This window comes from Actinomadura mexicana, from assembly GCF_900188105.1.
Taxonomy (GTDB): domain Bacteria; phylum Actinomycetota; class Actinomycetes; order Streptosporangiales; family Streptosporangiaceae; genus Spirillospora; species Spirillospora mexicana.
The window spans coordinates 42724-68234 of record NZ_FZNP01000020.1 but is presented as its reverse complement, the minus strand read 5'-3'; the positions used below and the strand labels follow the sequence as shown (position 1 = coordinate 68234).

General features: G+C 73.9%; 23 protein-coding genes. 12 read left to right on the top strand and 11 right to left on the bottom strand.

What is annotated here, in order from left to right; all coding sequences use genetic code 11:
• The first annotated feature begins 489 nt into the window (after positions 1–489).
• Positions 490–2121 carry a long-chain fatty acid--CoA ligase gene (locus tag CHC11_RS35020; protein WP_245920164.1) on the top strand — a complete coding sequence of 544 codons (1632 nt, stop codon included), beginning with the start codon at positions 490–492 and terminating at the stop codon, positions 2119–2121.
• 18 nt (positions 2122–2139) lie between these two features.
• On the opposite strand, the gene CHC11_RS35015 is transcribed toward CHC11_RS35020, so the two are convergent.
• Entirely contained in the window at positions 2140–2742 is a 603-nt protein-coding gene (locus CHC11_RS35015) for a TetR/AcrR family transcriptional regulator (RefSeq protein WP_089316177.1), read from the bottom strand.
• Between the two features lie 237 nt (positions 2743–2979).
• On the opposite strand from CHC11_RS35015, the gene CHC11_RS35010 reads away from it, so the two are divergent.
• The 8 genes from CHC11_RS35010 to ligA all read left to right on the top strand — a co-directional run bounded on the left by CHC11_RS35010 (position 2980) and on the right by ligA (position 11742).
• Positions 2980–3759: an ABC transporter ATP-binding protein gene (locus tag CHC11_RS35010; protein ID WP_089316176.1), complete on the top strand. Its 780-nt coding sequence runs from the start codon at positions 2980–2982 to the stop codon at positions 3757–3759.
• The gene (locus tag CHC11_RS35005; RefSeq protein WP_089316175.1) at positions 3752–4459 is read left to right on the top strand and encodes an ABC transporter ATP-binding protein; all 708 of its coding nucleotides are present in this window, start codon (positions 3752–3754) and stop codon (positions 4457–4459) included. Before CHC11_RS35010 ends, CHC11_RS35005 begins: the two co-directional genes overlap by 8 nt.
• Complete coding sequence (locus CHC11_RS35000) at positions 4459–5337, top strand: branched-chain amino acid ABC transporter permease (protein ID WP_089316174.1); 879 nt, start codon at positions 4459–4461, stop codon at positions 5335–5337. The genes CHC11_RS35005 and CHC11_RS35000 overlap by 1 nt, the downstream gene beginning before the upstream one ends.
• Before the next feature lie 4 nt (positions 5338–5341).
• Entirely contained in the window at positions 5342–6532 is a 1191-nt protein-coding gene (locus tag CHC11_RS34995; protein WP_089316173.1) for a branched-chain amino acid ABC transporter permease, read from the top strand.
• Positions 6450–7763: an ABC transporter substrate-binding protein gene (locus tag CHC11_RS34990; protein WP_089316172.1), complete on the top strand. Its 1314-nt coding sequence runs from the start codon at positions 6450–6452 to the stop codon at positions 7761–7763. Before CHC11_RS34995 ends, CHC11_RS34990 begins: the two co-directional genes overlap by 83 nt.
• 434 nt (positions 7764–8197) lie before the next feature.
• A complete protein-coding gene (locus tag CHC11_RS34980; RefSeq protein WP_089316170.1) occupies positions 8198–9082 on the top strand; it encodes a DMT family transporter in 885 nt (294 codons plus the stop codon).
• A 419-nt stretch (positions 9083–9501) separates the two neighbouring features.
• Entirely contained in the window at positions 9502–9630 is a 129-nt protein-coding gene (locus CHC11_RS43605) for a hypothetical protein (RefSeq protein ID WP_281258413.1), read from the top strand.
• Between the two features lie 39 nt (positions 9631–9669).
• Entirely contained in the window at positions 9670–11742 is a 2073-nt protein-coding gene (gene ligA, locus CHC11_RS34975; protein ID WP_089316169.1) for an NAD-dependent DNA ligase LigA, read from the top strand.
• Between the two features lie 7 nt (positions 11743–11749).
• On the opposite strand, the gene CHC11_RS34970 is transcribed toward ligA, so the two are convergent.
• From CHC11_RS34970 to CHC11_RS34940, 7 genes are all read right to left on the bottom strand, one after another.
• The gene (locus CHC11_RS34970; RefSeq protein WP_089316168.1) at positions 11750–12922 is read right to left on the bottom strand and encodes a PucR-like N-terminal domain-containing protein; all 1173 of its coding nucleotides are present in this window, start codon (positions 12920–12922) and stop codon (positions 11750–11752) included.
• A gap of 100 nt (positions 12923–13022) precedes the next feature.
• Entirely contained in the window at positions 13023–14330 is a 1308-nt protein-coding gene (locus CHC11_RS34965; protein WP_179279161.1) for an acyltransferase family protein, read from the bottom strand.
• Positions 14331–14528: 198 nt separating this feature from the next.
• Entirely contained in the window at positions 14529–15311 is a 783-nt protein-coding gene (locus CHC11_RS34960) for an SAM-dependent methyltransferase (protein ID WP_179279160.1), read from the bottom strand.
• Positions 15312–15604: 293 nt separating this feature from the next.
• Entirely contained in the window at positions 15605–16234 is a 630-nt protein-coding gene (locus tag CHC11_RS34955; RefSeq protein WP_089316165.1) for a GNAT family N-acetyltransferase, read from the bottom strand.
• Positions 16235–16297: 63 nt separating this feature from the next.
• Entirely contained in the window at positions 16298–16741 is a 444-nt protein-coding gene (locus CHC11_RS34950; protein WP_089316164.1) for a hypothetical protein, read from the bottom strand.
• 212 nt (positions 16742–16953) lie between these two features.
• Positions 16954–17928, bottom strand: a complete 975-nt coding sequence (locus CHC11_RS34945) for a sensor histidine kinase (RefSeq protein WP_089316163.1) — start codon at positions 17926–17928, stop codon at positions 16954–16956.
• Positions 17929–18154: 226 nt separating this feature from the next.
• Positions 18155–19240: a carboxylate-amine ligase gene (locus tag CHC11_RS34940; RefSeq protein ID WP_089316162.1), complete on the bottom strand. Its 1086-nt coding sequence runs from the start codon at positions 19238–19240 to the stop codon at positions 18155–18157.
• A 166-nt stretch (positions 19241–19406) separates the two neighbouring features.
• Between CHC11_RS34940 and CHC11_RS43600 the strand changes: the two genes are divergently transcribed.
• A complete protein-coding gene (locus CHC11_RS43600) occupies positions 19407–19535 on the top strand; it encodes a hypothetical protein (protein WP_281258412.1) in 129 nt (42 codons plus the stop codon).
• A 43-nt stretch (positions 19536–19578) separates the two neighbouring features.
• On the opposite strand, the gene CHC11_RS34935 is transcribed toward CHC11_RS43600, so the two are convergent.
• The 3 genes from CHC11_RS34935 to CHC11_RS34925 form a co-directional block, all read right to left on the bottom strand.
• The gene (locus tag CHC11_RS34935; RefSeq protein WP_089316161.1) at positions 19579–19761 is read right to left on the bottom strand and encodes a hypothetical protein; all 183 of its coding nucleotides are present in this window, start codon (positions 19759–19761) and stop codon (positions 19579–19581) included.
• A gap of 2 nt (positions 19762–19763) precedes the next feature.
• A complete protein-coding gene (locus CHC11_RS34930; protein ID WP_089316160.1) occupies positions 19764–19973 on the bottom strand; it encodes an HGxxPAAW family protein in 210 nt (69 codons plus the stop codon).
• A 137-nt stretch (positions 19974–20110) separates the two neighbouring features.
• Entirely contained in the window at positions 20111–21289 is a 1179-nt protein-coding gene (locus tag CHC11_RS34925) for an acyl-CoA dehydrogenase family protein (protein WP_089316159.1), read from the bottom strand.
• 116 nt (positions 21290–21405) lie between these two features.
• Here CHC11_RS34925 and CHC11_RS34920 point away from each other — a divergent pair, with 116 nt between their 5' ends.
• Both CHC11_RS34920 and scpA read left to right on the top strand, forming a co-directional pair.
• Positions 21406–23229 carry a methylmalonyl-CoA mutase subunit beta gene (locus CHC11_RS34920; protein ID WP_089316158.1) on the top strand — a complete coding sequence of 608 codons (1824 nt, stop codon included), beginning with the start codon at positions 21406–21408 and terminating at the stop codon, positions 23227–23229.
• Positions 23226–25448, top strand: a complete 2223-nt coding sequence (scpA, locus tag CHC11_RS34915) for a methylmalonyl-CoA mutase (protein WP_089316157.1) — start codon at positions 23226–23228, stop codon at positions 25446–25448. The genes CHC11_RS34920 and scpA overlap by 4 nt, the downstream gene beginning before the upstream one ends.
• Positions 25449–25511 lie beyond the last annotated feature (63 nt).

Genomic DNA, 25511 nt, shown 5'->3' with positions numbered 1-25511 from the left:
CTGTGGTGCCGGCCGCGGGGCCGGGGCGCTCGAAGGCGGCTGGTGGTGTGGACTTGGCGGAGGCCCGGAGTGGTCCATCCACAGTGTCCTTGCCGTGTCGGGCCAGGTGGACCAGCGCGGTGCTGGAGTGTGTGACATGCCGTGGGGTGCGGGGCGCTGTGAAGGTGGGAACCGGATCACGGCGGTGCCGGCGGGCTGCGAGGAGGGGAGTCCGCACGTCAGCCGCGAACACCGGTGGCGAGTGGGGGCTGGGCGGTGCCGGGGCGGACGCCGCGGAACCGCCCAGCCCTCCGGCCTTCCCGAGCCCCGGGGCGCCGGTGGATGCTCGTCCACGTGCAGGGCGGCGCTGCCCGCGGCGGATCATTGACGGCGGGGCGGTGGCGAAAATATGGTGAACCGACCGGTCGGTATGTGCGGAATTCCGTGCGTCCGGCCCGTTCCTGTCGCCATCGCGGGCCTCCCCGGAGAAATGCCATGATCCTCAGCACGATGCAGGACTTTCCGCTGTCCGTCGCCGCGATCCTGCGGCACGGGGCGCGCGTCTACGGCCGCAGCGAGTGCGTGACGTGGACGGGCGGCGGCGCGCCCCGGCGCGCGACCTTCGCGCAGATCGCCGGCAACGCCGAGCGGCTCGCGTCCGCCCTGGCCAGGCTGGGCGTCCGTCCCGGCGACCGGGTGGCGACGTTCTGCTGGAACAACCAGGAGCACCTGGAGGCGTACTTCGCGGTGCCCGCCATGGGAGCGGTCCTGCACACGCTGAACATCCGGTTGTTCCCCGAGCAGCTCTCGCACATCATCAACCACGCCGACGACCAGGTCATCGTCGTCGACGACAGCCTCGTCCCGCTCCTGGCGCGCGTCGTGCGCGAGCTTCCCGCCGTGGAGGCGTTCGTCGTCGTCGGGGACGGCGACGCCTCGGCCCTGGAGGCCAACGGCAACGGGGCGCCCGTCCTGCGCTACCACGAGCTGCTCGCCGCGGAGGAGCCCGGTTACGCCTGGCCGGAGGTGGACGAGCGATCCGCCGCGTCCATGTGCTACACCAGCGGCACCACGGGCGACCCCAAGGGCGTGGTGTACTCGCACCGCTCCACGTTCCTGCACGCGATGGCCGTGCAGTCGGCGTCGCTGGTGGGCATCACCGAGGCCGACCGCGTCCTGACCATCGTGCCGATGTTCCACGTCAACGCCTGGGGTCTTCCGTACGGGGCGTTCCTGTCCGGGGCGACGCTGCACATGCCGGGGCCGTTCATGCAGCCGGAGCATCTCGCGAAGTTCGTCGCCGCCGAGCGCAGCACGCTGGCCTCCGCCGTTCCGACGATCTGGAACGGGATCCTGGCCCTGGGGGAGCAGGAGGAGATCGACCTGTCGTCGCTGCGTGCGGGCACCTCCGGCGGAGCCGCCGCGCCCCGCGTCCTGCTGGAGCGCTTCGAGCAGCGGTACGGGCTGCGCATCATCCAGGGCTGGGGCATGACGGAGACGAGCCCGCTCGGCGGCATGGCGTTCCCGCCGCCCGGCGTCGAGCCCGGTACCGACGAGGACATGTACTGGCGGCTGAAGTCCGGCCGCGTCGCCGCCGGCGTCGAGATGCGCATCGTCGACGACTCCGGCGCCGAACTGCCGTGGGACGGCGAGTCCGCGGGCGAGATCGAGGTGCGCGGGCCGTGGATCACCGGCGCGTACCACCGCGACCCAGCGCCCGGGAAGTTCGACGACGGCTGGCTGCGCACCGGCGACATCGGCACCGTCGACGACCGCGGCTTCTACCAGATCACCGACCGCGCGAAGGACGTCATCAAGTCGGGCGGCGAGTGGATCTCCTCGGTGGAGCTGGAGAACCACCTCATGGCCCACCCCGCCGTGGCGGAGGCCGCCGTCATCGGCATCCCCGACGCCCGGTGGGACGAGCGCCCCCTCGCCTGCGTCGTCCTGCGCCCGGACGCGTCCGCCACTCCCGCGGAGCTGGCATCGTTCCTCGCGGACAAGGTCGCCCGCTGGCAGGTCCCCGAGTACTGGACGTTCCTGGAGGAGATCCCGAAGACCACGGTCGGCAAGTTCGACAAGAAGCCGCTGCGCGCCCGGCACAGGGACGCGGCGCTCAGGATCGAGCACGTGGAGCGCTGACGGGCGGCGGGCCGCCCGCTACTTCTCCAGGCCGTGGAGGAGAAGGTCCACGTAGTGCTCGCTGATGGCGGCCGTCTTGAGGCGGCCGCCCGGGCGGTACCAGGCGCCGATCTGGTGGACGGTGCCGAAGAAGAAGTGGACGGCGATGTCGGCGGGCGTCTCGGTGCGGAACGTCCCCTCGCGCTGGCCCTCCTCGACCAGGGCGCGGAAGCGCTCGTGGTAGCGGCGCCGCTCGGCGCGGACGGCCTCGCGGCGGTCGCGGGAGAGCAGGTGCGTCGAGCGGAAGAAGACGGTGAAGTCGTCCAGGTAGAGGAACGAGGTGTTGAGGACGTCGACGGCGGCGGCGCGCAGCCGCTCGGCGGCCGTGCCGGGGCCGCCCGCGATCTGCTCCAGCCGGGACGTCTGCAGGCCGAGGAGCCGGTGGTAGATCTCGTAGAGCAGGTCGTCCTTGGAGCCGAAGTAGTGGTACATGGCCCCCTTGGTCACCCCGGCGGCGTTCACGATCTCCTGCACCGAGGTGTTCTCGAAGCCCTTCTCGGCGAACATCCGGGTCGCCACGGCCAGCAGCCGGTCGGGAAGCGGCAGGGTGCCGGGGGTCCGGCCCGCGGGCGCCTGCGCCATCACTCCACCTCCGTCCGGGAACGCGCCCCGGGGTCTCGTGCCGCCCCGGCGCGGCCGCCCGCAGATCGCCGATCAGCCTACCGCCCGCCGATGATCCGCCGCGGCGCGCGCCGGGACCGCGCGAAACCGGCTGTTGACCGGAGCGCCCAGTGATTCTATCTTCGGTGAATCCGACCAGTCGGTATGTGCATTTGGCCTCGGGGGATTCGCGCTGATTCATCGGCGAGGTGAGGCGACATGTCCGGCTCTTCCGCGATCCTGGAACTTCGAGAGGTGACCGTCCGCTTCGCCGGGCTGGTCGCATTGGACGGGGTGTCGCTCACGGCGCCCCAGGGCCGGGTCACCGGGGTGATCGGCCCCAACGGCGCGGGCAAGACGACGCTCTTCAACGTCGTGTGCGGCTTCGTCCGGCCGGAAGCGGGCGAGGTGCGCTGGCGGGGCCGGGTCCTTGGCCGCCATCGGCCGCACGACCTGACGCGGCTCGGCATCGCCCGCACCCTCCAGGGTCTCGGGCTGTTCCCGGGGCTGACCGTGCTGGAGAACGTGATGGTCGGCGCCGACCCGCACGCCAAGGCCGGATTCTGGTCCGGCCTCCTCGCGCTTCCGCGCGCCGACCGCGACGAGGCGGCCCTGCGCGAGCGGGCCATGGCGCGGCTCGCGGAGCTGGGCGTCGCGGAGGAGGCCGCCCGGTTGCCGGGGCAGCTGCCCTACGGCGTGCAGAAGCGGGTCGCGCTGGCCCGCGCGCTCGTGGCCGAGCCCGACCTGCTGCTGCTGGACGAGCCCGCCGCCGGACTGTCCGCGACCGAGATCGACGAGCTGGCCGGGCTGGTCCGCGGGCTGCGGAGCGGGCCCGCCGTCGTCCTCGTCGAGCACCACATGGACCTCGTCATGAGCGTCTGCGACCAGGTCGTCGTGCTGGACTTCGGCAGGGTCATCGCGAGCGGCCCGCCCGAGCGCGTGCGCGACGACCCGGCCGTCCTCGACGCCTACCTCGGCGAGGAGGTCACCGGTGCTTGAGGTGAAGGGCATCACCGTCTCCTACGGCGCGGTCCGCGCGCTCGACGGCGTGGACCTGTCGGTCGGCGAGGGCTCGGTGACCGCGGTGCTCGGCGCGAACGGCGCGGGGAAGACCACGCTGCTGCGCGCCGTCTCGGGCCTCCTGCGGCCCCGCTCGGGACGCGTCGAGCTGGACGGCGCGGACATCACCGGGACGGCGGTCGAGGAGATCGTCCGGCTCGGCGTCGCGCACGTCCCGCAGAACGGCGGCGTCATCACCGAGCTGACCGTGCAGGACAACCTGCGGCTCGGCGGGCTGTGGCGGCGCGACCGGGCGGCCCTCGCGCGCCGGGTCGCCGACATGTACGAGCTGTTCCCGCCGCTCGCGCAGCGCCGGTCCCGCACCGCCGCCACCCTGTCCGGCGGCGAGCGGCAGATGCTCGCGCTGGCCCGGGCGCTCACCGGAGCGCCGCGGCTGCTGCTGGTGGACGAGCCGTCCCTCGGCCTCGCGCCACGGGTGGTCGCCCAGCTGATGGCCGTGCTGCGGCGGCTGTGCGACGAGGACGGCCGGACCGTGCTGCTCGTGGAGCAGAACGCGCGCAGCGCCCTGTCGGTCGCCGACCGCGCCGTCGTGCTGGACCTCGGCTCCGTCGTGGCGGACGAGACCGCCGCGGCGATCGCCGCCGACGACCGCCTCCGCCACGCCTACCTGGGGTTCTGATGGTGCGCTTCCTCAATCTCACGCTCGCCGGCATCACCTCCGGGGCGGTGTTCGCGGCGGTCGCGCTCGCCCTGGTGCTGATCTGGCGCTCCACCCGGGTCGTGAACTTCGCGCAGGGCGGCATGCTGATGTTCACGACGTTCCTCGCCTGGAGCGTCGTCGACGCCGGCGGCTCCTACTGGCTCGCGCTCGGCGCCGCCCTGGCGTCGGGGCTGGTGCTGGGCGCGGTCGTCGAACGGGTCGTGGTCCGCCCCGTCGAGAACAAGCCGCCGCTGAACGCGGTGATCGTCACCCTCGGCCTGCTGGTGCTGCTGCAGGCGGCCGCGGGCATGATCTGGGGCGACACGCCGCACTCCTACCCGCCCGCCTTCACCATCAAGGGCCTGTCCGCGGGCGGGACGCGGCTGCTGCTGTCGCCGTTCGACCTGTTCGTCATCGGCTCCGTCGCCGCGGTCATGGTGCTGCTGACGCTGCTGTTCGTTCGCACCGACCTCGGGCTGCGGCTGCGGGCGTCGGCGTTCGCGCCCGAGATCGCCCGGCTGCAGGGCGTCCGCGTCGGCCGGATGCTGACCCTCGGCTGGGCGCTCGCCGCGCTGGTGGGATCGCTCGCCGGGGTGCTGATCGCCCCGTCGGTGTTCGTCGGGCCCGCCCAGTTCGACGCGATGCTCGTGTTCGGGTTCACCGCCGCCGTGATCGGCGGGCTGGACAGCCCCGCGGGCGCCGTCACCGGCGGGCTGCTGCTCGGCTGCGCGCTCAGCTACGTGTCCGGCTACCTCGGCTCGGAGCTGGTCGCCCTCGGGGCGCTCGCCGCCCTCATCACCGTCCTGATGATCAGACCGAACGGCCTGTTCGCCGTGAGTACCGGACGGAGGGTGTGACGCCGTGACCGCCCTCGCGCGAAGCGCCCTGCGCCGCTCCACCCTGACCCGGCACACGGCCGGCGCCGTCCTCGCGCTCGCCGCGCTGTACGTGCTGACCACGGCCGCCGGCCCCTACCGGGACCTGCAGATCGCGCAGGCCGCCTACCTCACCTGCGCGGTCGCCGGCCTGACGGTGCTGACCGGGCTCGGCGGGCAGATCTCCCTCGGGCACGGGGCGTTCATGGCGGTCGGCGCCTACACCGCCGCGCTGGTCATCGGGCACTGGGGCTGGCCGCTCGCGGCGGTCCTGCCGGCGGCGGCCGGGGCCACCGCCGTGGCGGGCGCGCTGGTCGGCGCCGTCGCCGCCCGGCTGCACGGCCCCTATCTGGCCGGCGCCACCCTCGCCTTCGCCGTGGGGCTGCCCGGCCTCGCCAACTACAAGCCGCTCGCCGGCGTGCTCGGCGGCCAGAACGGGCTGACGATCGTCCCGCCGGTCCCGCCCGCCGCGCTCGGCGAGACCTTCCCGCTGGAGCGCTGGCAGGCGTGGATCTGCTGCCTCGGCGCCGTCGTCACGCTGTTCCTGCTCGCCAACCTGACCCGCGGCCGGTTCGGGCGGACGCTGCGCGCCAGCCGCGACGACGAGATCGCCGCCGCGCTGAGCGGGGTCCGGGTCGCCCGGCTGCGGGTCGCCGCGACCGTCGTCTCGGCGGCCTGCGCCGGCCTCGCCGGCGGGCTGCTCGCCGTGGTCGCCACGCTGGCCGCGCCGGGCGCGTTCCCGCTCACGCTGTCCCTCCAGCTCATCGCCGCGATCGTCATCGGCGGGCTCGGCAGCCTGCCGGGCGCCGTGTGGGGCGCGCTGATCCTGGTCTACGTGCCGACGTGGGCGGCGGACCTGTCGTCCTCGTCCGGCCTCTCGCACAACATCGCGTCGAACCTGCCCCTCGCCGTCTACGGCCTCGTCCTCATCGCGGTGACGCTGGCCTTCCCGCGCGGCGTCCAGGGGGGACTGCGCGGAATCGGCGGCGCCGTCCGGCGCCGCGCGCGCGGGAGGCGCGACCGGGCTCCCGGGTCGCGCGGTCCCGCGCCGAGCGACACATCGGGGCCCACCACAACGCACCCAGGAGGAGCAGATGAAGCGAGCCCGGACGATGCGGGCGCTCGCCCTGACGACCGCGGCGACGCTGGCGGTCGCGGCGAGCGGCTGCGGCGGTGACGGAGGGGACGGCGGGTCGGCGGCGCCCGGCGTGACCGCCACCACCGTCACGATCGGCAGCCACCAGCCGCTGACGGGGCCGGCCGCGCCCGGCTACAGCGCCAACTCCGCGGCGTCCAAGGCGTTCTTCGACTACGTGAACGCCAGCGGCGGCGTGCACGGACGCAAGATCGTGTACAAGTACGTCGACGACGCCTACAACCCGACGCAGACCGTGAGCGTGACGCAGAAGCTCGTCCTCCAGGACAAGGTCTTCGCGATCTTCAACGGGCTGGGCACGCCCACGCACTCCAAGGTGGTCGACTACCTGAACGCCCAGCGCGTCCCCGACCTGTTCGTCGCGTCCGGCTGCGGCTGCTGGGACCGGCCGGACCAGCACCCGCAGACGTTCGGCTGGCAGGTCGACTACATCCGCGAGGGCAAGATCCTCGGCGACCACGTCAAGAAGACCTACGCGGGGAAGAAGGTCGCCTACTTCTTCCAGAACGACGACTTCGGCCAGGACGGGGTGAAGGGCCTCGACAAGTACATTCCGAAGGACCAGGTCGTTTCCCGGCAGTCCTACCAGCCGGGCAGCACCGACATCGGCGCGCAGGCGCAGGCGATCGCGCAGTCCAAGGCCGACGTCGTCGTGCTGTTCAGCATCCCCACCTACACGGCGCTGTTCCGGCTCGCCGCGCTGAAGCTGAACTACAAGCCGACGTTCGTCGTCAGCAATGTCGGGTCCGACCCGATCACCCTCACCGGACTGCTGGAGAGCTTCGCCGAGAAGGGCGGCAGCCAGGTCGAGGGCAGCCCGCTCATCCAGGGCATGGTGACCGACGGCTACCTCGCCGCGCCGGGCGACGCCGCCAACAGCTGGACGGCGCTGTTCAAGAAGATCCACGACCAGTACATCCCGAAGCTGCCGTTCAACGGCAACATCGTCTACGGGATGTCGGTCGCCTACACCTTCGTGCAGGCGCTCCAGGCGGCCGGGAAGGACCCGACCCGCAAGGGCATCGTGGAGGCGCTGGAGAAGTCGCGCTTCACCGGGCCGGGCGTCGTCCCGTTCGCCTACGGCGCGAACTCGCACGCCGGGTACACCGGCGCGGTCATCGGCACGATCAAGGGGCAGAACGTGGTGCCGCAGGGGCAGCCGCTGACCACCGACGACGGTGACGGGCCGATCCAGCCCTACACGACCCCGCAGCCGCAGGCGCCCGCCAACGGCGTCCCCGCCGCGGGCTGACGGGTCCGGCCGTCCCGCGCGCCCCCGGCGCGGGACGGCCCCCCCTCGACCGGGCCGGTTCGGGCGCGGACGACCCCGGGACACGTTGACGCCCTTGCCGCCCGGGTCCAGCTGCGCGGACCGGGCCGGACGACCGCGCCGCGGGTCGGCGCGTCCACCTCGATCGTCCGGTCGAGGCTCGGGTTGAGCGTCACCGTCACGATCATGCGCCGACCGCTCCCGGCTTGATGTTGCTTTCCATCTGCATGATTGGCTTTCTATTTGTTAGATCCGTTCCTGCCGGGGTCAAGAGCGGGAGGGCCGCCATGGTCCTCCTGTCCGATGGCGGGAAGGATGATCTGTGGTGGGCGTTGCGATGCGCGAGGCGGGAGGGGCATCGTGGGCCGGAGCGAGGGCGCCGGCGCCGACGGCGGCGCGCAGGGCGGGACGGTCTGATGGCCTGGTCCGTCTGCTCCAGCGTGCTCGCGGCGTTCCTCTTCGCCGCCGCGGCGGCCCTGCAGTACCGTGCCGCGAGGCGGGCCGTCCACGGCGTCTCGGACGCGTCCGCCGTCCACGGGCTGATCCGCCGGCTGGTCCGCGACCCGGTGTGGCTGACCGGATGGGGGGTCAACCTCGGCGGGTTCTGCGCGCAGGCCGTCGCCCTGCACTTCGGTTCGACGGCCGTCGTCCAGCCGCTGCTGGTCACCCAGCTGGTCTTCACGATCGTGCTCGGCACGATCGGCACGGGACGCCGGCCCGCGCGGCTGGACCTGCTCGGCGGCATCGCCGTGTCCGCCGGCCTCGCCGTCCTGTTCACCGTCCCGGGCGCGATCCCGCCCCAGGGCGAGCCGTCCCGGCCGCGGATCCTGCTCGCCGGGCTCGCCGCCGCGCCGGCCATCGCCGTGCTGTCCCGGGCGGCATGGCTGCGCAAGGGCCCGGTACGGGCCGCGCTGCTCGGCGTCTGCGCCGGCCTGTGCTTCGCGGCGACCGCCGTGCTGATCAAGCTCACCACCGCCGACCTGGTCGACCGCGGCGTCGCGGCCACCGCGGTGGACTGGCCCGGCTACGCGCTGGCGGGCAGCACGCTGCTCGGCCTGGTCATCGAGCAGCGGGCGTTCGCGGCCGGGTCGCTCCCCGCCGCCATGACCGCGATGACGATGACCAACCCCATCGCGTCCTACCTCGTGGCCGCCTTCGCCTTCCAGACTTTGCCGCCCCGGACGGCGGCGGCGTTCACGGCCCTGTCGTTCAGCGTGCTCCTGCTCACCGGCGGAGTCGCGCTGCTCTCGCGGTCCGCGCACGCGACCCGCGAGGGCGATACGGTGCCCGAACCCTCCTGAGAGATCTTCCTTGGTCACCCGACGCGCCCTCGTCCTGGGCGGGCTCGGCGGTATCGGCGCCGTCGCGGTCACAGGCGGCACCGGTTACGCGCTGGTGGAGAGCGAGACCCTCCCGGCAAGGTCCGGCTGGACCGCGCGCTCGGCAGGTGCGGGGACGCCCCGGCGCCGCCGCCCGCGTCCGTCCGGGCCGAGACGATGACCTGGCGTTCCGCGCATCGCCGCACGACCGTCACCGCGACCGTCGTCCCGCCCGCCGCGAACCGGTCGCCGCGCGGCCCTGGACCACTACCTGCCCGACGCCGTCGCCAACGGCGGCGTCCCCCCCCGTTCACCCTGGTGAGCGTGGACGGCGGACCCGACACCTACTGGCATCCCCGCGCCGCCTCGACTGCGGGACGAGCGACCCGTTCGCCGACCGGGTGCGCGAGTTCCGCGACCGCGCCCGCCCCGAGGGCGGGCTGGAGGGCGGATGCCACGACGCGTCCTTCTGGCGGCGCCAGCTCCGCCGCGAACCGGCGTTCCTCGGGCACCGCCTGGGCGCCCGCTGATCACCTGGAGATGTCGGTGGGACCAGGCATGATGTCGTCATGAGCGACAGCCCGGCCCGCACCGAGATCGGCGACCTGGCGGCGTACGCCGCGGCCGTCCAGACCGCCGTCGCCGCCTCCGCCGCCTACTACGGCGAGGGCGACTCGCCGCTCGACGACGACGCCTTCGACCGCCTGGTGCGCGGCATCGCCGCCTACGAGGCCGAGCACCCGGACGAGGTGCTGCCCGAGTCCCCGGCGGGCAAGGTCGCCGGGGGAGCGGTGGTCGGCGACGTCCCGCACACCGTGCCGATGCTGAGCCTGGACAACGTGTTCTCCGCCGAGGGCCTGCGGATGTGGGCGGCGCGCCTGGTCCGCAGGCTCGGCCGCGAGGTCGCGGCGTGGAGCGTGGAGCCGAAGCTGGACGGCATGGCGATCTCGGCCCGGTATCGCGGCGGGCGTCTCGTCCGGCTGGTGACGCGGGGCGACGGCGCCGCCGGGGACGACGTCTCGCACTGCGCCGGCATGATCCTCGGCCTGCCGGCACGCCTCGCCCGGCCGCTCACCGTCGAACTGCGCGGCGAGGTGCTGATGACGCGGGCGCAGTTCGAGGCCGCCAACGCCGCCCGCACCGCCGCCGTGGGAACGACGTTCGCCAACCCGCGCAGCGCCGCCGCCGGGTCCCTGCGCACCAGGGACCACCCCTACAAGGTGGAGATGACCTTCTTCGCCTACGGCGCCCTCCCGGTGGACGGCACCGACGACGAGACCGCCGCGCGCCTGCGCGACCTGCCGCACAGCCGGGTCATGGAGCTGGTCGCCGGCCTCGGCGCGAACACCGCGGCCGCGACGTCCGCCCCGGGGACCACCGCGACGTCGATCGAGGGGGTGCTGGAACGGGTCGAGGAGATCGCCGCGCTGCGCGCCGGACTCGACTTCGGCATCGACGGCATCGTGATCAAGGCGGACGCGGCCGCCGACCAGGCCGACGCCGGCCTGTCCTCGCGCGCCCCGCGCTGGGCGGTCGCCTACAAGCTGCCCGCGGTCGAGAAGATCACCCGGCTGCTGGACGTGGAGTGGAACGTCGGCCGCACCGGGGTCATCGCCCCCCGCGCCGTCCTGGAGCCCGTCGAGGTGGACGGCTCCACCGTCACCTACGCGACCCTGCACAACGCCGCCGACATCGAGCGGCGCGGCCTGATGATCGGCGACCACGTCACCGTGTACAAGGCGGGCGACGTCATCCCGCGCGTGGAGGCGCCCGTCGTCCACCTGCGCTCCGGTCAGGAGCGGCCCGTCGAGATCCCCGCGGCCTGCCCGCGCTGCGGCGACGAGATCGACGCCTCCCAGCAGCGCTGGCGGTGCGTGCGGGGGCGCGCCTGCCACGCCGTCGTGTCCGTCCGCTACGCGGTGGCCCGCGACCAGTTCGACATCGAGGGCCTCGGCGAGGGCCGCATCGACCAGCTCATCGCCACGGGGCTGATCACCGACTTCGCCGACCTGTTCACCCTCACCCATGAACAGGTCATAGCCCTGGACCGGATGGGCGAGACCAGCACCACCGCCCTTCTCGCCGCGATCGAGGGCGCCAAGGCCAAGCCGCTGAACAAGGTGTTCTGCGCGCTCGGCGTGCGCGGCACCGGCCGGTCGATGTCGCGGCGCATCGCCCGCCACTTCGCCACGATGGACGCGATCCGAGCCGCGGACGCCGCGGCGTTCCAGGAGGTCGAGGGCGTCGGGCCGGAGCGCGCGGCGGTCCTGGTCGCCGAGATCGCGGAACTTGCCCCGCTGATCGACAAGCTCGTGGCCGCCGGGGTCACCATGACCGAGCCGGGCGCCGCGGGCCCCGCCGCACGGGAGGCCCCCGGGGAGGACGCCCCGTCGCTGCCCCTGGCCGGGATGTCCGTCGTCGCCACCGGAGCGATGTCCGGCCCGCTCGACGGCCTGTCGCGCGACCGGGTGAACGAGCTGATCGAACGCGCCGGCGGCACGGCGTCCTCGTCGGTGTCGGCCCGCACGTCCCTGCTCGTCGCGGGGGAGAGGGCCGGGTCGAAGAAGGCCAGGGCCGAGCGGCTCGGCATCGAGATCGTCACGCCGGAGGAGTTCGCCGCCCGCGTCGCCGCATTCCTGTGAGCCGGGGCTATGCCGTCCGCTCGGCCCGGTCGGCCCGGCCCGTCCGCACCAGCCAGCTGAGCATCACCATGAGGTCGAGCCGGCCGTCCGGCTCGGTGAACCGGCCGCCGGTCAGCTCGGTGATGCGGCGCAGCCGGTACCGGACGGTCTGCTCGTGGATGTGCAGCCGCTCCGCGGCGATCACCGCGTTGTCGCCGCACTGCAGGTAGGTCAGGAGCGTCTCGGCGAGCGGCTGCCGGCGCGCCGGCGGCAGCTCCAGCAGCGGCCCGAGAGCGGCCTCGGCGGTGGCGTCGACCAGTTCCTCCGCCGCGAGCGTGGCCAGGGACGCGATGTGATCGACGCACCGGACGGGACCGTCGTCCGGGAGCAGCCCCCGCTCCGCCAGGGTCAGGGCGTGCCGGGCCCAGCGCAGCGACACCGCGCCCTGCCCGATCGGAACGGTCGGGCCGAGCGCCGAGGTGCCGAGCCTGCGCAGCGCCGGCCACAGCCGGTCCTGGCCGGGGCCCTCCGGGTCGGGCACCACGAGGAAGGGGACCGGCGCCTCCCAGTCGGCCAGCACGGCGGGCGGCAGGATCCGGGCTCCGGCGGGCGCCCCCGCCGGCAGCGCCACCAGCCCGATGCTCTTCGGCAGCTCCCAGCGGGCCGCGACCGCCAGCTCGGCGATCGCCTCGTGCCCGGGCGGGGGCTCGGCGACCAGCAGGTCGCGGAGCCGGTCGCGGCGGCGCTCCCGCTCGGTCGCCAGCTGGCCCTGCTCGCGGGCGTAGCCCTGCGCGGCGGCGTCGGCGGCCCGTGCCAGCAGCAGGAACAGCGAGTCCGTGAGCCGGCCCAGCGTCTCGCGCGACCAGCCGAGCCGGTAGGCGTCCTTGATGAACCGGCGGCAGGCGACCTGGCTGCTCACGCGCATCGCGTTCTGCAGCGCGGCCAGGCTCCGGCCGTGCCGCGCCTCCTCCTCGCCGAGCCGCATGTACAACTCGGTGATCTTGCGCGCGTCCGCGGTCGGATGGTCGACGGAGTCCACGAAGAACGCGACGGTGTCGCTGACCGTCCGCTCCACCTTCCGGGCGTACTCGCCCCCGTCGGCGCCCGCGTACTCGGGGACCTGGTCGCGGATCTCCCGCTCCATCTCGTCCACGGCGGCCTGGAGGTGCTGCCGCAGCACGTCGGGCAGCTCGGCGGGCATCGGCCCTTCTGTCATCCGTTGTCCGATCGGGGGGGGTGGGCTCGGGCGAATCACCCTAGGCAAGAAAGCCAACGCTGTCATCACCCTCCGGACGGGACGGTCAGGGATGGGCGGGCTGCGGTGCGGAGGCGCCGGCGGGGGCCGCGGGAGAGCGCCGCCGCGCCGTCAGGCGGCGGCCGAGATTCTGCGCGGGCCGTTCGACATAGCGGTGCACCAGCGCCGCCGAGGTGAGGACGGACGCCAGCAGCACCACGCCCCACGCCGCCCGGACCGGCGCCGACAGACCCCAGGTCTCGCGTCCGGCGGCGTGCCAGACCGCTTGGATGACCAGGGGATGCAGCAGGTAGACCGAGTAGCTGACCAGCCCCAGCCACACGAAGACGCGCGGCATGGAGCGGTGCCGCAGGGCGAGGCCGCCGAGGAACGTCAGCCACGCGGCGCCCACGGCGATGGACCAGTCCGGCCCGAGGGGGTTCGGGTTGGCGTGCAGGGCCCAGCTGGTCGGGGAGCGCATGCCCGCCGCCAGCGTCAGGGCGGGGACGATCGCCACCATCGCCGCGGCGGGTCCGAGCCGGAGCCGCCCGTCCTGGATACCGCGGATCGCGGTCCCGGCGAACATGGTGGCGATGATGCACAGGCTCTCGATGGCGCCGATGCGGCTGTTCAGCACGAGCAGGATGAGGGCCAGCGCGGCGACCACCGCGACGCCCGCCCGCCGCAGCCCGCGCCGCCGGCTCACCATGGCGGCCAGGCCGCCGGCGAGCAGCAGCGCGGCGGCGAGGATCGTCCCGCCCGGCCACCGGGAGGCCAGCAGCCCGGACGGCAGCGCGACCCCGAGGATGGCCGCGCCCACGCCGAAGCCGAGGGCGACCCGGGCGCTGGCCCGGTGCACGCCGGCGACGAACATGGCCGTCACGAGCAGGTAGAAGACCATCTCGTAGGACAGCGTCCAGAAGACGTTGACGACGTTAGGGACGCCCAGCAGGTCCTGCAGCATCGTCAGGTGCGCCAGCGCGGACGTCCAGGGCCGGTCGCCGATCGCCGCGGGCAGCCCGTAGGAGAGGCCGGCCGCGCCGAGCAGCAGCGCCAGTACCACCGACACGGACCACGCCGGGTACAGCCGGAAGAACCGCCCGGCCCAGAACTGCCGGACGCTGCCGCGCCGCTCCAGGGAGAACGGCACCACGTAGCCGCTGACGAGGAAGAACACGAAGACCCCGTACCGGCCGAAGTCGAACCACGGGCCGGTCGCCTTGCGGACCTCGGGCAGCAGCACGTCCAGGGAGTGCTCGAACACCACCACCAAGGCGGCGAGGCCGCGCAGCGCGTCCAGCCAGCCCATGCGCGGCGCCTTGGCCGGGGGAGCGCCGATCGTCGTGTCAGGCGGAGTCAGGGTGTTCGTCGGCATCCGGGCCACCATAGGGGCCGAACCGTTACCGTTTCTAACGGGCAAATGAGATTTGTCTTAATCGCGGCACCCGCCGTCTGACGCAGCGTCACGGGACGCGGACGCCGGATGAGCGGCTGGAGCTGGGCGAGTGCGGCGAACCGGAGGAGGCCGCCGGGCCGGACCTACCGGAAAAATGTGATCAACCCCACATCGGCGTCAGCGGACGCCGACCGCGCCGTACATGAGCGGCTCGTCGCGGGGGCCGGCCGGTCCCTCGGCGATGAGCGGCGCCACCCCGGGCGGCAGCGGGCGGAACGGCCCGAGCAGCCGCGCGATCTCGGCGCCGCCGCGCGGGTGCACCGCGACCGAGGCCTCCTCGCCGTAGAGCCGCGCGGCCTCGGTGACGGCGCCCGGGGCGAAGTCGGCGGTGGCGTGCGAGACGACCAGCGCGCTGCCGGGCGCCGCCGCCGCAGCGAGGTCGGCGACGAGGTCGCCGGCACCGGACACGAAGTGCAGGACGCAGGAGAACACCAGCGCGACCGGCTCGGCCGGGTCGATCAGCCGCCGCACCTCGGGGCTGCCCAAGACCGCGGCCGGGTCGCGGATGTCGGCCCGCAGCGCCGCGATGTTGCCGCCGTCGATGAGCAGCGCGCGGGCGTGGGCGATGACGAGCGGGTCGTGGTCGACGTACACGACGCGGGCGCCGCCGGCGCGGCCCGCGGCCATCTGGTGCAGGTTGGCGGTCCTCGGCAGGCCGCAGCCGAGGTCGAGGAACTGCCGCACGCCGCGTCCGGCGAGCAGCGCGACGGAGGCGGCGAGGAAGCGGCGGGCGGCGCGGGCGGCGCCCGCGGCCTGCGGCAGGACCCGCAGGATCCGCTGGGCGAGGTCGCGGTCGGACGCGTAGTTGTCCTTGCCGCCGAGGAGGTAGTCCTGGACGCGCGCCGGACCCGGCCTGTGCAGGGCGAGAGGGGTGGTCTCCGGCGCCCTCGTGCCGGCCATGGGCATGGTGCTTCACCTGTCGCCTTCACCAGAGGGGATCGGTGCAATGGCTCGCTTACGACGGTAGGCCGCCGCGGCAGGCCCGGGGGCGGCCGCGTCCGGCGGACCGTCCGAAACTCGCCGGGCGCATGGCCGCATGGGGCCAGCCGGGTTTGGCGCACCCCCGCCCGGTTCTGCGGCTGGCGGTCGCGGCGCGGGCGCATCCGCGCCCGGGCACCGGCGTGCGACTGGCCTTTTCCGGCCATGACAAGCACTTAACCGAAGACGCCGATTCGCGGTGGAGAGCCCCCGGGTCACCGTTCGGGGTCGCGCCACATGAGCCAGACCGGCGGGCAGCCCTTGCCCGGCAGTTGCAGCTCGCGCGTCACGCGGAAGCCGAACCTCGTGTAGTAGGGCACGTTCTGTTCCTTGGACGACTCCAGGTAGGCGGGGCGGCCTTCGGCGTCGCAGCGGTCGAGCCGCGACCGCAGCAGGGCCGCGCCCAGGCCGTTGCCCTGCGCCGGGGGATCGGTGCCGAGCACCGCCAGGTACCAGTGCGGCTCGCGCGGATGGTGCTTCTCGATCGCGCTGAGCGCGCGGAGGGTGGCGGGCGTCCTGGCCCCCAGGATGCGCAGCAGCGGCACGGCGTGCGCCGCCTGCAACCGCAGGGGCACGCTCCACAGGCCGGGCGGGTCCCACAGCGCGGCGGCCTCCGCCCCGTCCCCGCGCCCGGCGGTCTCGGTGGCCCCATGGGGGAGGTGCACCCGCCGCAGCAGGATGCCGAACAGCGCGGTCATCCGCCGCACGCGGGAGGCGTCGTCCGGCAGGAGCCAGCGCCAGACCGGGTCGTCGTCGAAGGCGCGCCCGAGGACGGCCGCGATCGGTGCGGCGTCGGCGTCGCCCGCCACGCGGACGAGGGGGGACGGGCGGGGCTCGGACGTCATGGCGCGGCCTCCTCGGGGACGCGCCGATCCTCACCGGGGGCGGGGCCCCGCGTCAAGCAGGGGTCACGCGCGGCCGCGGCGCTCGGCCCTCGACCTGGCCAGCTCCTCTAGGACGAGCGAGACGCCGATCCCGACCAGCCAGGTGTCCTTCGCGAGCGGGATGCCCTGCGGGGAGGGGCGCAGGCCGCCCTCCTGCCGCATGCCGGGCAGCCGCAGGTAGAGGCCGGTCAACCCGGCCGAGAACGCGGTGAGCGCCGCGCCCGCGACGAGGGAGGGCACCAGCGGCACCAGCAGCGCGGTGCCGAGGGCGACCTCCGCCCTGCCGAGCGTGCGGGTGAAGTCGCGCGGGTCCTGCGCCTCCAGGAACGGGTAGGCGGCCGTCGCCGTCCCGTGGGTCTGATCGGCCGCCTCGTCCAGTCCCTGGAGCTTCGACAGGCCCGAGTTCAGGACGAACGCGCCGACGGCCAGCCGGACGGGCATCTGGTGAGCGCGAGCAAGAAGACGCATCGTGTCCCCATAAGGATCGGAAGACCGGGCGCAGAACATCATTCCCGTCGATTCGCCCCTCCACCTGATCGCCGGGTCAAGTCTCGGCCTGCCGGCGCGCGCCGGGCGGGCTACCGCGCGGGGAGCGCACGACGTGCGGCCGCCGGACGGGGACCGGATCGTCCTCGGGGATCTGCACGTCCGGCCGACGCTCGCCGGGATCGGCCGGGCCCTCAGCTGAGGCCGGGGCTCATGGTGTGCATGTAGACGCGGATCGTGGTGCCCTCCGGCCCGGTGTGGACGCGGACCAGGTCGGCGAGGTGGTTGACCATGAGGATGCCGCGGCCGCCGTTCGGGCTCATGTCCGCGGGGCGCCGGCCGACGAGCGGGTCGCTGATCGTTCCGGCGTCGCTGACCTCGCAGACCACGTGCCCGTTCTCCGGCCAGAGCCGCGCGGTGCCCGTGCCCCCGCCGTGCAGGCAGGAGTTGGCGGCCAGCTCGTTCACGGCGAGCTCAAGGTCGCCGACGGCTCTCGGGCCGAGACCGAACCGCGTCCCCCAGTGGCAGGCGAACTCACGGACGAGGGGGAGCGCGTCGATGTCGAAGCTCATCGCGACCGCCCCGGCGGCCTCGGCCGGCTCGGGCAGCGGCAGGTTGTAGTCGCCGATGACGCGGTGGGGCGCGTAGTCGCCGCTCGGGTGCGTGCCGTACCGGTCGATCACGACCGGATGCGTGGCGCGGGCGTCGGCGATCGCGACCGGGTCCAGCCGGGCCACGTCGTACGGGCACAGGATCGTCGCCTCCCGCCCCGCGAAAGCCAGGTTGATCAGCGCCTCGTGCTGCGCGCAGGCCGGGTACTCGGTGGCCGAGCGGCCGGGCCAGATCGGTTCGCCGATGATCCGCACCCGCCCTTCGGGGTGCCGGTCGGCGAAGTGCCGCAGCACCCCCGGGATGATGCGCCCGGGGTTGCGGCCCGCCTTCGCCATGTCGATCCAGGTCACCTGACCGGCGGCCGCGCCGAGGGCGCTGCCGAGCTGGGCCGTGCGGACGCCGGGCACCGCCACGGCCACGGGCTCGCCCGCGTCGAGCCCGGCGCGGATGAACGGCACGGTGCCCGCGAGGTACTCCTCGTCGCCGAGGTAGAAGAGCGCGGGATGGACGAACGCGTCCTCGCGTGCCACGCCCGTTCCGCCGGGCTTGAGGCTCATCGTTCGGTCGCTCCGTCCGGTGCCGCTGTCTCGTGCATTCGATCGAGAATACGTGCCGGAGGGAAGCCGTACGAGCAGGACCATGCGGACATCCCCCGAGGTCAGCCGATCTGGTGTTCCGAATCAGCGGTACCCGCGAGGCGCCCTCCGAAAACAGACAATATCCGGACCAATCGCGTCCGGGGTCGCCGCGTCGCTCACCCGCCACCATGTGACCGGGGGGTCATTAGCCGGGGAGGAGGACCGCGTCGACGACGTCGGTCAGCCGCCCGCGCCCGCGGTAGGCGGCGCGCTGCCGCTCCGCTCCCGTCCCGCCGGCGACCAGGCGCCGGACCCCGCGGGCGACGGCGTCGAGGTCGCCGGTGCCGCGCAGCGCGGGCAGCACGTGCGCGAGCAGGCCGCCGGCCTGCGCACCGAAGCTCGCCGGCCGTCCCGTCCGCACGTCCAGGCCGTGCCCGGCCAGACCGTGCCGCGCCGCCAGCCAGTAGGCCGCGCGCAGGATCTCGGGGGGCGGGTCGGGCGCCCGCTCGCCGGCCTCCACCGCATCGGAGGACACCTCCACCAGCGCCCGGACCAGCGCGGCGAACGCCGTCGCCTCGCCGGCCGTCGGGGCGACGTCCGCGAGCCGGATCTCGATGGTGGGCAGCCGCGCCGACGGCCGGACGTCCCAAAAGATGGTCCCGGAGTCCATCAGGGCCCCGCATTCGAGCAGCGCCCCGACGAGGTCGTCGTAATGGCCCGCCGAGGCGAAGTAGGGCGGAGGCCCCGCCACCGGCCACCGCGCCCAGGTCAGCGCCCGCCAGCAGGCGTGGCCGGTGTCGCGTCCCGCCCAGTACGGCGAGTTCGCCGCCAGGGCCAGCAGCGTCGGCAACCAGGGGCGCAGGTGGTTGCTGACCTGGACGGCGCGCTCGCGGTCCGGCATCTCGACGTGGACGTGGCACGAGCAGATGCTCTGCTCGTCGTCCAGGCCGCGGTAGACGGCGAGGCTCTCGGCGTAGCGGGCGCCGCGGGCGATCGGCGCGGGCACGAGGTCCCCCAGCACGGGCGTCCCGCTCGCCGCGAGCCGCACGCCCTCGGCCGCCGCGGCGGCGGCCATCACCGTCCGCATCGAGCGGACCTGCTCGCCGAGCTTGTCCAGGTCGTCGCACGGCGAGGTCTTGGCCTCGGCGAGGTAGGCGACGAGTTCGGTGGAGGCGCGCTCGCCCAGCGCCGCGCCCGCCCGGCGCACCACGGCGGCGGCACGGGGGACGACCTCCCGGGAGACGGGATCGACGACGAAGTACTCTTCCTCGATTCCGAATCGCAGGGCCATCCCACCACCTCGGGCTCGGGCTTTCGAAACTACGTCGCCGCCGCGCCGTGCGCATCTGCCGGACAGCCCGGAATGGGTGGAAAGGGATCTCTTTGACCTCTTTTGACCCGTCGCTCAGCGGGCACTGTCCGGGGGGACGCAGCGGAAGGAAGGGAGGTGGGATCGGATGCCCGGCTCGACCCCGATCGGCGTGCTCGTCATCCTGCTCGCCGTCGCCGTGTTCGTCCTGGCGGGGCTGTTCTACCTCGGCGACAAGCGCAAAGGCCCGCCCAACGGCTCGGATCGCGGCCGCTGAGACGGGCCGCCGGCGCGTGCCGCGCGCCGGCCCCCGGCCGCCCTCAGGGGCCGGGGTCCACGAAGTACATCGACAGCGCGATGAGGTGCGTGACGACGACCACGCCGATGCCGAAGAAGAAGAGCATCTTGGCGGGGCCGTGCGGGAAGACGGTCCCCGGCTCGAGCGGTCCACGCTCGCGCTGCCGCGCGGCGATCCGCTCCTCGATCGGAGGCCGGCCGAACATCGCTACCCCCGGGGCTCGTCGACGACGACGTCGGTCATGATGTCGACGGCCAGCGCGATGACGCCGCCGATCGCGACGAGTGCGGCGCCCACTCCGAACACGACCCAGTCGGGTCCGAGGGTGATGCCGACGCCGCCGATGGCGAAACCGATGAAGATGATGGCCACGGCGACCCAGGACCTGGGGCGCCCGGCGTGGCTGCCAGTCGACATGCGTTCGTCTTCCCTCTGCAAGGTTCGGGGGCTGGGGTCTACGACGCCGAACTCTAGCAACGCCCCTAGCCACAGGGGCTTCCGGGGTACCCGAAGATCGCCCGTGGCCGGGGTGAGCCGCCGCAGGGCGGGACGGATCAGACGAACGCCCCCAGGCCGGTCGCCGCGCGCCCGACGATCAGCGTGTTGATCTCCCGGGTGCCCTCGTAGGAGTAGAGCGCCTCGGCGTCGGCGACGAACCGGCCGATGCCGTAGTCGAGCACGATCCCGTTGCCCGCCATCAGCTCGCGCGCCCAGCCGACCGCCTCGCGCATGCGGCTGGTGCAGTAGGCCTTGGCGAGCGCGGAGTGCTCGTCGCGGTAGAGGCCCTCGTCCTGGAGCTGGGCGAGCCGCACCACCATGCCGAGCGAGGCGGTGGCGTTGCCGAGCATCCTGACCAGAAGGTCCTGGACGAGCTGGAACTTGGCGATCGGCCGCCCGAACTGCTCGCGCTCCACCGCGTAGTCGCGGGCGATCTCGTAGGCGGCGAGCATCACCCCGACGGCCTGCCAGGCGACGCCGCTGCGGGTCTGGCGCAGGATCGCGGCGGTGTCCCGGAAGCCGTTCGCCCCGGCCAGCCGGTCGGACTCGGGGACGCGGCAGTCCTCCAGCCGGATGTCGGCGTTCTGCACGGTTCGCAGCGCGATCTTGTTCTCGATCCGGGTCGCGGTGAACCCGGGCGTGCCCTTCGCGACCACGAAGCCCTTCACCTGGTCGTCGGCCTCGTCCCTGGCCCACACGACGGTGTGGTCGGCGAAGGTGGCGTTGCCGATCCACCGCTTGGCCCCGTTCAGCACCCAGTGGTCGCCGTCGCGCCGCGCGGTGGTGCGCAGGCCCAGCGCGACGTCCGAGCCGCCGTCCGGCTCGGTGAGCGCGAACGCGCCGATCTTCTCCATCCGTCCCATCGCGGGCAGCCAGCGCTCGCGCTGCTCCGGGGAGCCGCACCGCCCGATGCTGCCCATCGCGAGCCCGGCGTGCACCCCGAAGAACGTCGCCATGGACGGGTCCACGCGGGCCATGTCCATCGCGAGGAACCCGGTGAGCAGGCTTCTCGGCTTGTCGCCCGGGCACTCGTCGTGGGCCAGGCCGGCGATGCCGAGCTCCCCGTACTGCGGGATCAGGTCGAACGGGAACTCCGCCCGCGCCCAGCAGTCGTCGGCGATCGGCGCGACCTTCTCCTCCAGGAAGCCGCGCACCCTCCCGAGGATCTCCTTCTCCCGCCCGTCGAGGAGTTCCTGCATGTGGTAGAGGTCGCCGGGGAGCGATTCCAGGGTCATGGCCACCCTTTTCCCGGACGGCGCACCGCTAACCCGCGGCCCGCGCCGGGCGCCGCGTACTGGTCAGCGGGACCCGGTTCCGAGCCGGATTCGGCCGCTCACCTACGATCCAGGACATGACGGTGCCGCCTGAGGAACTCGAACTGGCCGCCGCCTTCCCCACGGCCGACCGCGACCGGTGGCGGGAGATGGTGAAGGGGGTGCTGCGCAGGTCCGGCGCGGCGAGCGAGGACACCCCCCTCGACGAGATCGAGGGTCTGCTGACCCGGGACTCCTACGACGGAGTGCCGGTCGCCGCGCTCTACACCCGCGACGACGCGCCGCCGGGACGTCCCGGGCTGGCCCCCTACGTGCGCGAGGTGCGCCCCGACGGCGAGGGCATCGCCGGATGGGACGTCCGGCAGCGGCACGCCCACCCCGACCCGGCCGTCACCCGCGAGGCGATCCTCGCCGACCTGGAGAACGGCGCCACCTCCGTGTGGCTGCGGCTCGGCGAGGGCGGCCTGCCCGTGGCCGCGCTTCCCGAGGCGCTGCGCGGCGTCCTGCTCGACCTGGCCCCGGTGGTGCTGGACGCGGGAGCGTCGGCGGGCGAGGCCGCGGAGGCGTTCCTGGCCCTGGTCGCCGAGCGCGGGAACGCGGCCGGCGCGGCCGGCAATCTCGGCGCCGACCCGCTCGGCCTCGCGGCGCGCACCGGCACGCCGGCTTCGCTGGACGAGGCCGCCGCGCTCGCCGTCCGCTGCGTCCGCGACTTCCCCGGGCTGCGCGCGGTCGTGGCCGACGGGACCCCGTACCACGACGCGGGGGGCGGCGACGCCGAGGAACTGGGCGCCGCCGTCGCCGCCGGCGTCGCGTACCTGCGCGCCCTGACGGGCGCCGGGCTGAGCGTGGACGAAACGTTCGGGCAGATCGAGTTCCGCCTCGCCGTCAGCGCCGACCAGTTCTCCTCGATCGCCAAGCTCCGCGCCGCGCGGCGGCTGTGGGCGCGGGTGGCGGAGGTCAGCGGCGCCGCGGAGGGCACCGCCGCGCGCGTCCACGCGGTCACCTCGTCGGCGATGATGACGCGGCGCGACCCGTGGGTGAACATGCTGCGCACCACCATCGCGACGTTCGCCGCCGGGGTCGGCGGCGCGGACGCGGTCACCGTCCAGCCGTTCGACGCCCGCCTCGGCCTGCCCGACGGGTTCGCCCGCCGCATCGCCCGCAACACCCAGACCCTGCTGCTGGAGGAGTCGAGCCTCGCCCGCGTCGTGGACCCGGCGGGCGGCTCCTGGTACGCCGAGAGCCTCACCGAGGGCCTCGCCCAGGCCGCCTGGACCTGGTTCACCGAGATCGAGAAGGCCGGGGGCCTCGCCGCCGCCCTCGACTCGGGCCTCGTCGCCCGCCGCCTCGCCGCCACCTGGGAGCGGCGGCGCGAGGACGTCGCCCGCCGCAAGGCGCCGCTCACCGGCGTCAGCGAGTTCCCCGACCTCGCCGAGACACTGCCACGGCGCGACCCGGCGCCACCGGCGCCCGGCGGCGGCCTCCCGGTCGTCGCCTACGCGCAGGACTTCGAGGCCCTGCGCGACCGCTCCGACGCACACGCCGAGTCCACCGGCGCGCGTCCGAAGGTCTTCCTCGCGACGCTCGGACCGATCGCCGTCCACACGGCGCGCGCGTCGTTCGCCGCCAACCTCTTCCAGGCCGGCGGGATCGAGACGGTCGCGGGCGCCCCCGAGGAGTTCGGGACGTCCGGCGCCGCGGTCGCCTGCATCTGCTCCAGCGATGCCCTCTACGAGGAGCGGGCCGCGGAGGCCGCGCGGGTTCTGCGCGACGCGGGTGCGGTGAAGGTCTGGCTGGCGGGTAAGGGAACCTACGAGGGGGTCGACGCGCGCGTGCACGCGGGATGCGACGCGATCGAGGTGCTGGAGACCACCCTCCACGATCTGGGAGTGAACGAATGATCCCCGACTTCACCGAGGTGGACCTCGGGACGGCGCCCCCCGCCGACGAGGCCGCCAAGCGGTGGCGCGCCGCGGTCGCCGACGCCACCGGCGCAGACCCCGAGGCCCAGACCTGGGACACCCCGGAGGGCATCGGCGTCAAGCCCCTCTACACCGGCGACGACCTGGTGGGGCTCGACTTCCTCGGCACCTATCCGGGCATCGCGCCGTTCCTGCGCGGCCCCTATCCGGCGATGTACGCGACCCAGCCGTGGACGATCCGGCAGTACGCCGGCTTCTCCACCGCCGAGGAGTCCAACGCCTTCTACCGGCGCAACCTCGCGGCCGGGCAGAAGGGCCTGTCGGTGGCGTTCGACCTGGCCACGCACCGCGGCTACGACTCCGACCATCCGCGCGTCGCCGGCGACGTCGGCATGGCCGGGGTCGCGATCGACTCGATCTATGACATGCGGCAGCTCTTCGACGGCATCCCGCTGGACCGGATGAGCGTGTCGATGACCATGAACGGCGCCGTCCTGCCCGTCCTCGCGCTGTACATCGCCGCCGCGCAGGAGCAGGGGGTGGAGCCGGAGGCGCTCGCGGGGACCATCCAGAACGACATCCTCAAGGAGTTCATGGTCCGCAACACCTACATCTACCCGCCGCAGCCGTCCATGCGGATCATCTCCGACATCTTCGCGTTCACCTCGCGGCGGATGCCGAAGTACAACTCCATCTCGATCTCCGGCTACCACATCCAGGAGGCCGGGGCCACCGCCGACCTGGAGCTCGCCTACACGCTCGCGGACGGCGTCGAGTACATCCGGGCCGGGCGGGAGGCGGGCCTCGACATCGACGCGTTCGCGCCGCGCCTGTCGTTCTTCTGGGCGATCGGGATGAACTTCTTCATGGAGGTCGCCAAGCTCCGCGCCGCGCGGCTGCTGTGGGCGCGGCTGGTGCAGACCTTCGAGCCGCGCAATCCCAAGTCGCTGTCGCTGCGGACGCACTCGCAGACGTCCGGCTGGTCGCTGACCGCGCAGGACGCGTTCAACAACGTCGCCCGCACCTGCGTCGAGGCCATGGCCGCCACGCAGGGCCACACCCAGTCCCTGCACACCAACGCGCTGGACGAGGCCCTTGCGCTGCCGACCGACTTCTCGGCCCGCATCGCCCGCAACACCCAGCTCGTCCTGCAGCAGGAGTCCGGGACGACCCGCACCATCGACCCCTGGGGCGGCAGCGCCTACGTCGAGCGGCTCACCTACGACCTCGCCCGCCGCGCCTGGGGCCACATCACCGAGGTCGAGCAGGCCGGCGGCATGGCCAAGGCGATCGACGAGGGGCTGCCCAAGCTGCGCATCGAGGAGGCCGCCGCCCGCACCCAGGCCCGCATCGACTCCGGGCGGCAGCCCGTCATCGGCGTCAACAAGTACCGGCCCGACGTCGAGCAGGAGATCGAGGTCCTCAAGGTCGACAACGCCTCCGTCGGCGCGCGGCAGATCGACAAGCTGCGCCGGCTGCGCGAGGAGCGCGACGAGACCGCGGCGCGGGCCGCGCTGGAGGCGCTCACCCGCACCGCCGAGGCCGCCGAGGACGGCACCCGCCCGCCGGGCCTGGAGCACAACCTGCTCGCGCTCGCCATCGACGCCGCCCGGGCCAAGGCCACCGTCGGCGAGATCTCCGACGCCCTGGAGCGGGCCTACGGGCGGCACGCGGCGCAGATCCGTACGATCTCCGGGGTGTACCGGGAGGAGGCGGGGCGGGTGTCGAGCATCGAGAGGGCGCGGGCCGCGACCGACGCGTTCGAGGAGGCCGAGGGCCGCCGCCCCCGCATCCTCGTGGCCAAGATGGGGCAGGACGGCCACGACCGCGGCCAGAAGGTGATCGCGACCGGGTTCGCCGACCTCGGCTTCGACGTCGACGTGGGCCCGCTGTTCCAGACCCCCGCCGAGGTGGCCCTGCAGGCCGTCGAGGCCGACGTGCACATCGTCGGCGTGAACTCGCTCGCCGCCGGCCACCTGACGCTGGTTCCCGCGCTGCGCGAGGAGCTGGCCGCCCTGGGCCGCGGCGACATCATGATCGTCGTCGGCGGCGTCATCCCGCCCGGGGACTTCGAGGAGCTGCGCGCGGCCGGCGCCTCGGCGATCTTCCCGCCCGGCACCGTCCTGGCGGACGCGGCGATCGGCCTGCTGGAGGAGCTCACCGCCGCGCTCGGGCACGGCGTGCCCGAGCGCTCCTGAGGAGCGACGCGGGAGTGGCGAGGGAAGGCGGCGCCGCGGGGCGCCCGGCGGGCGCGCGGGGAG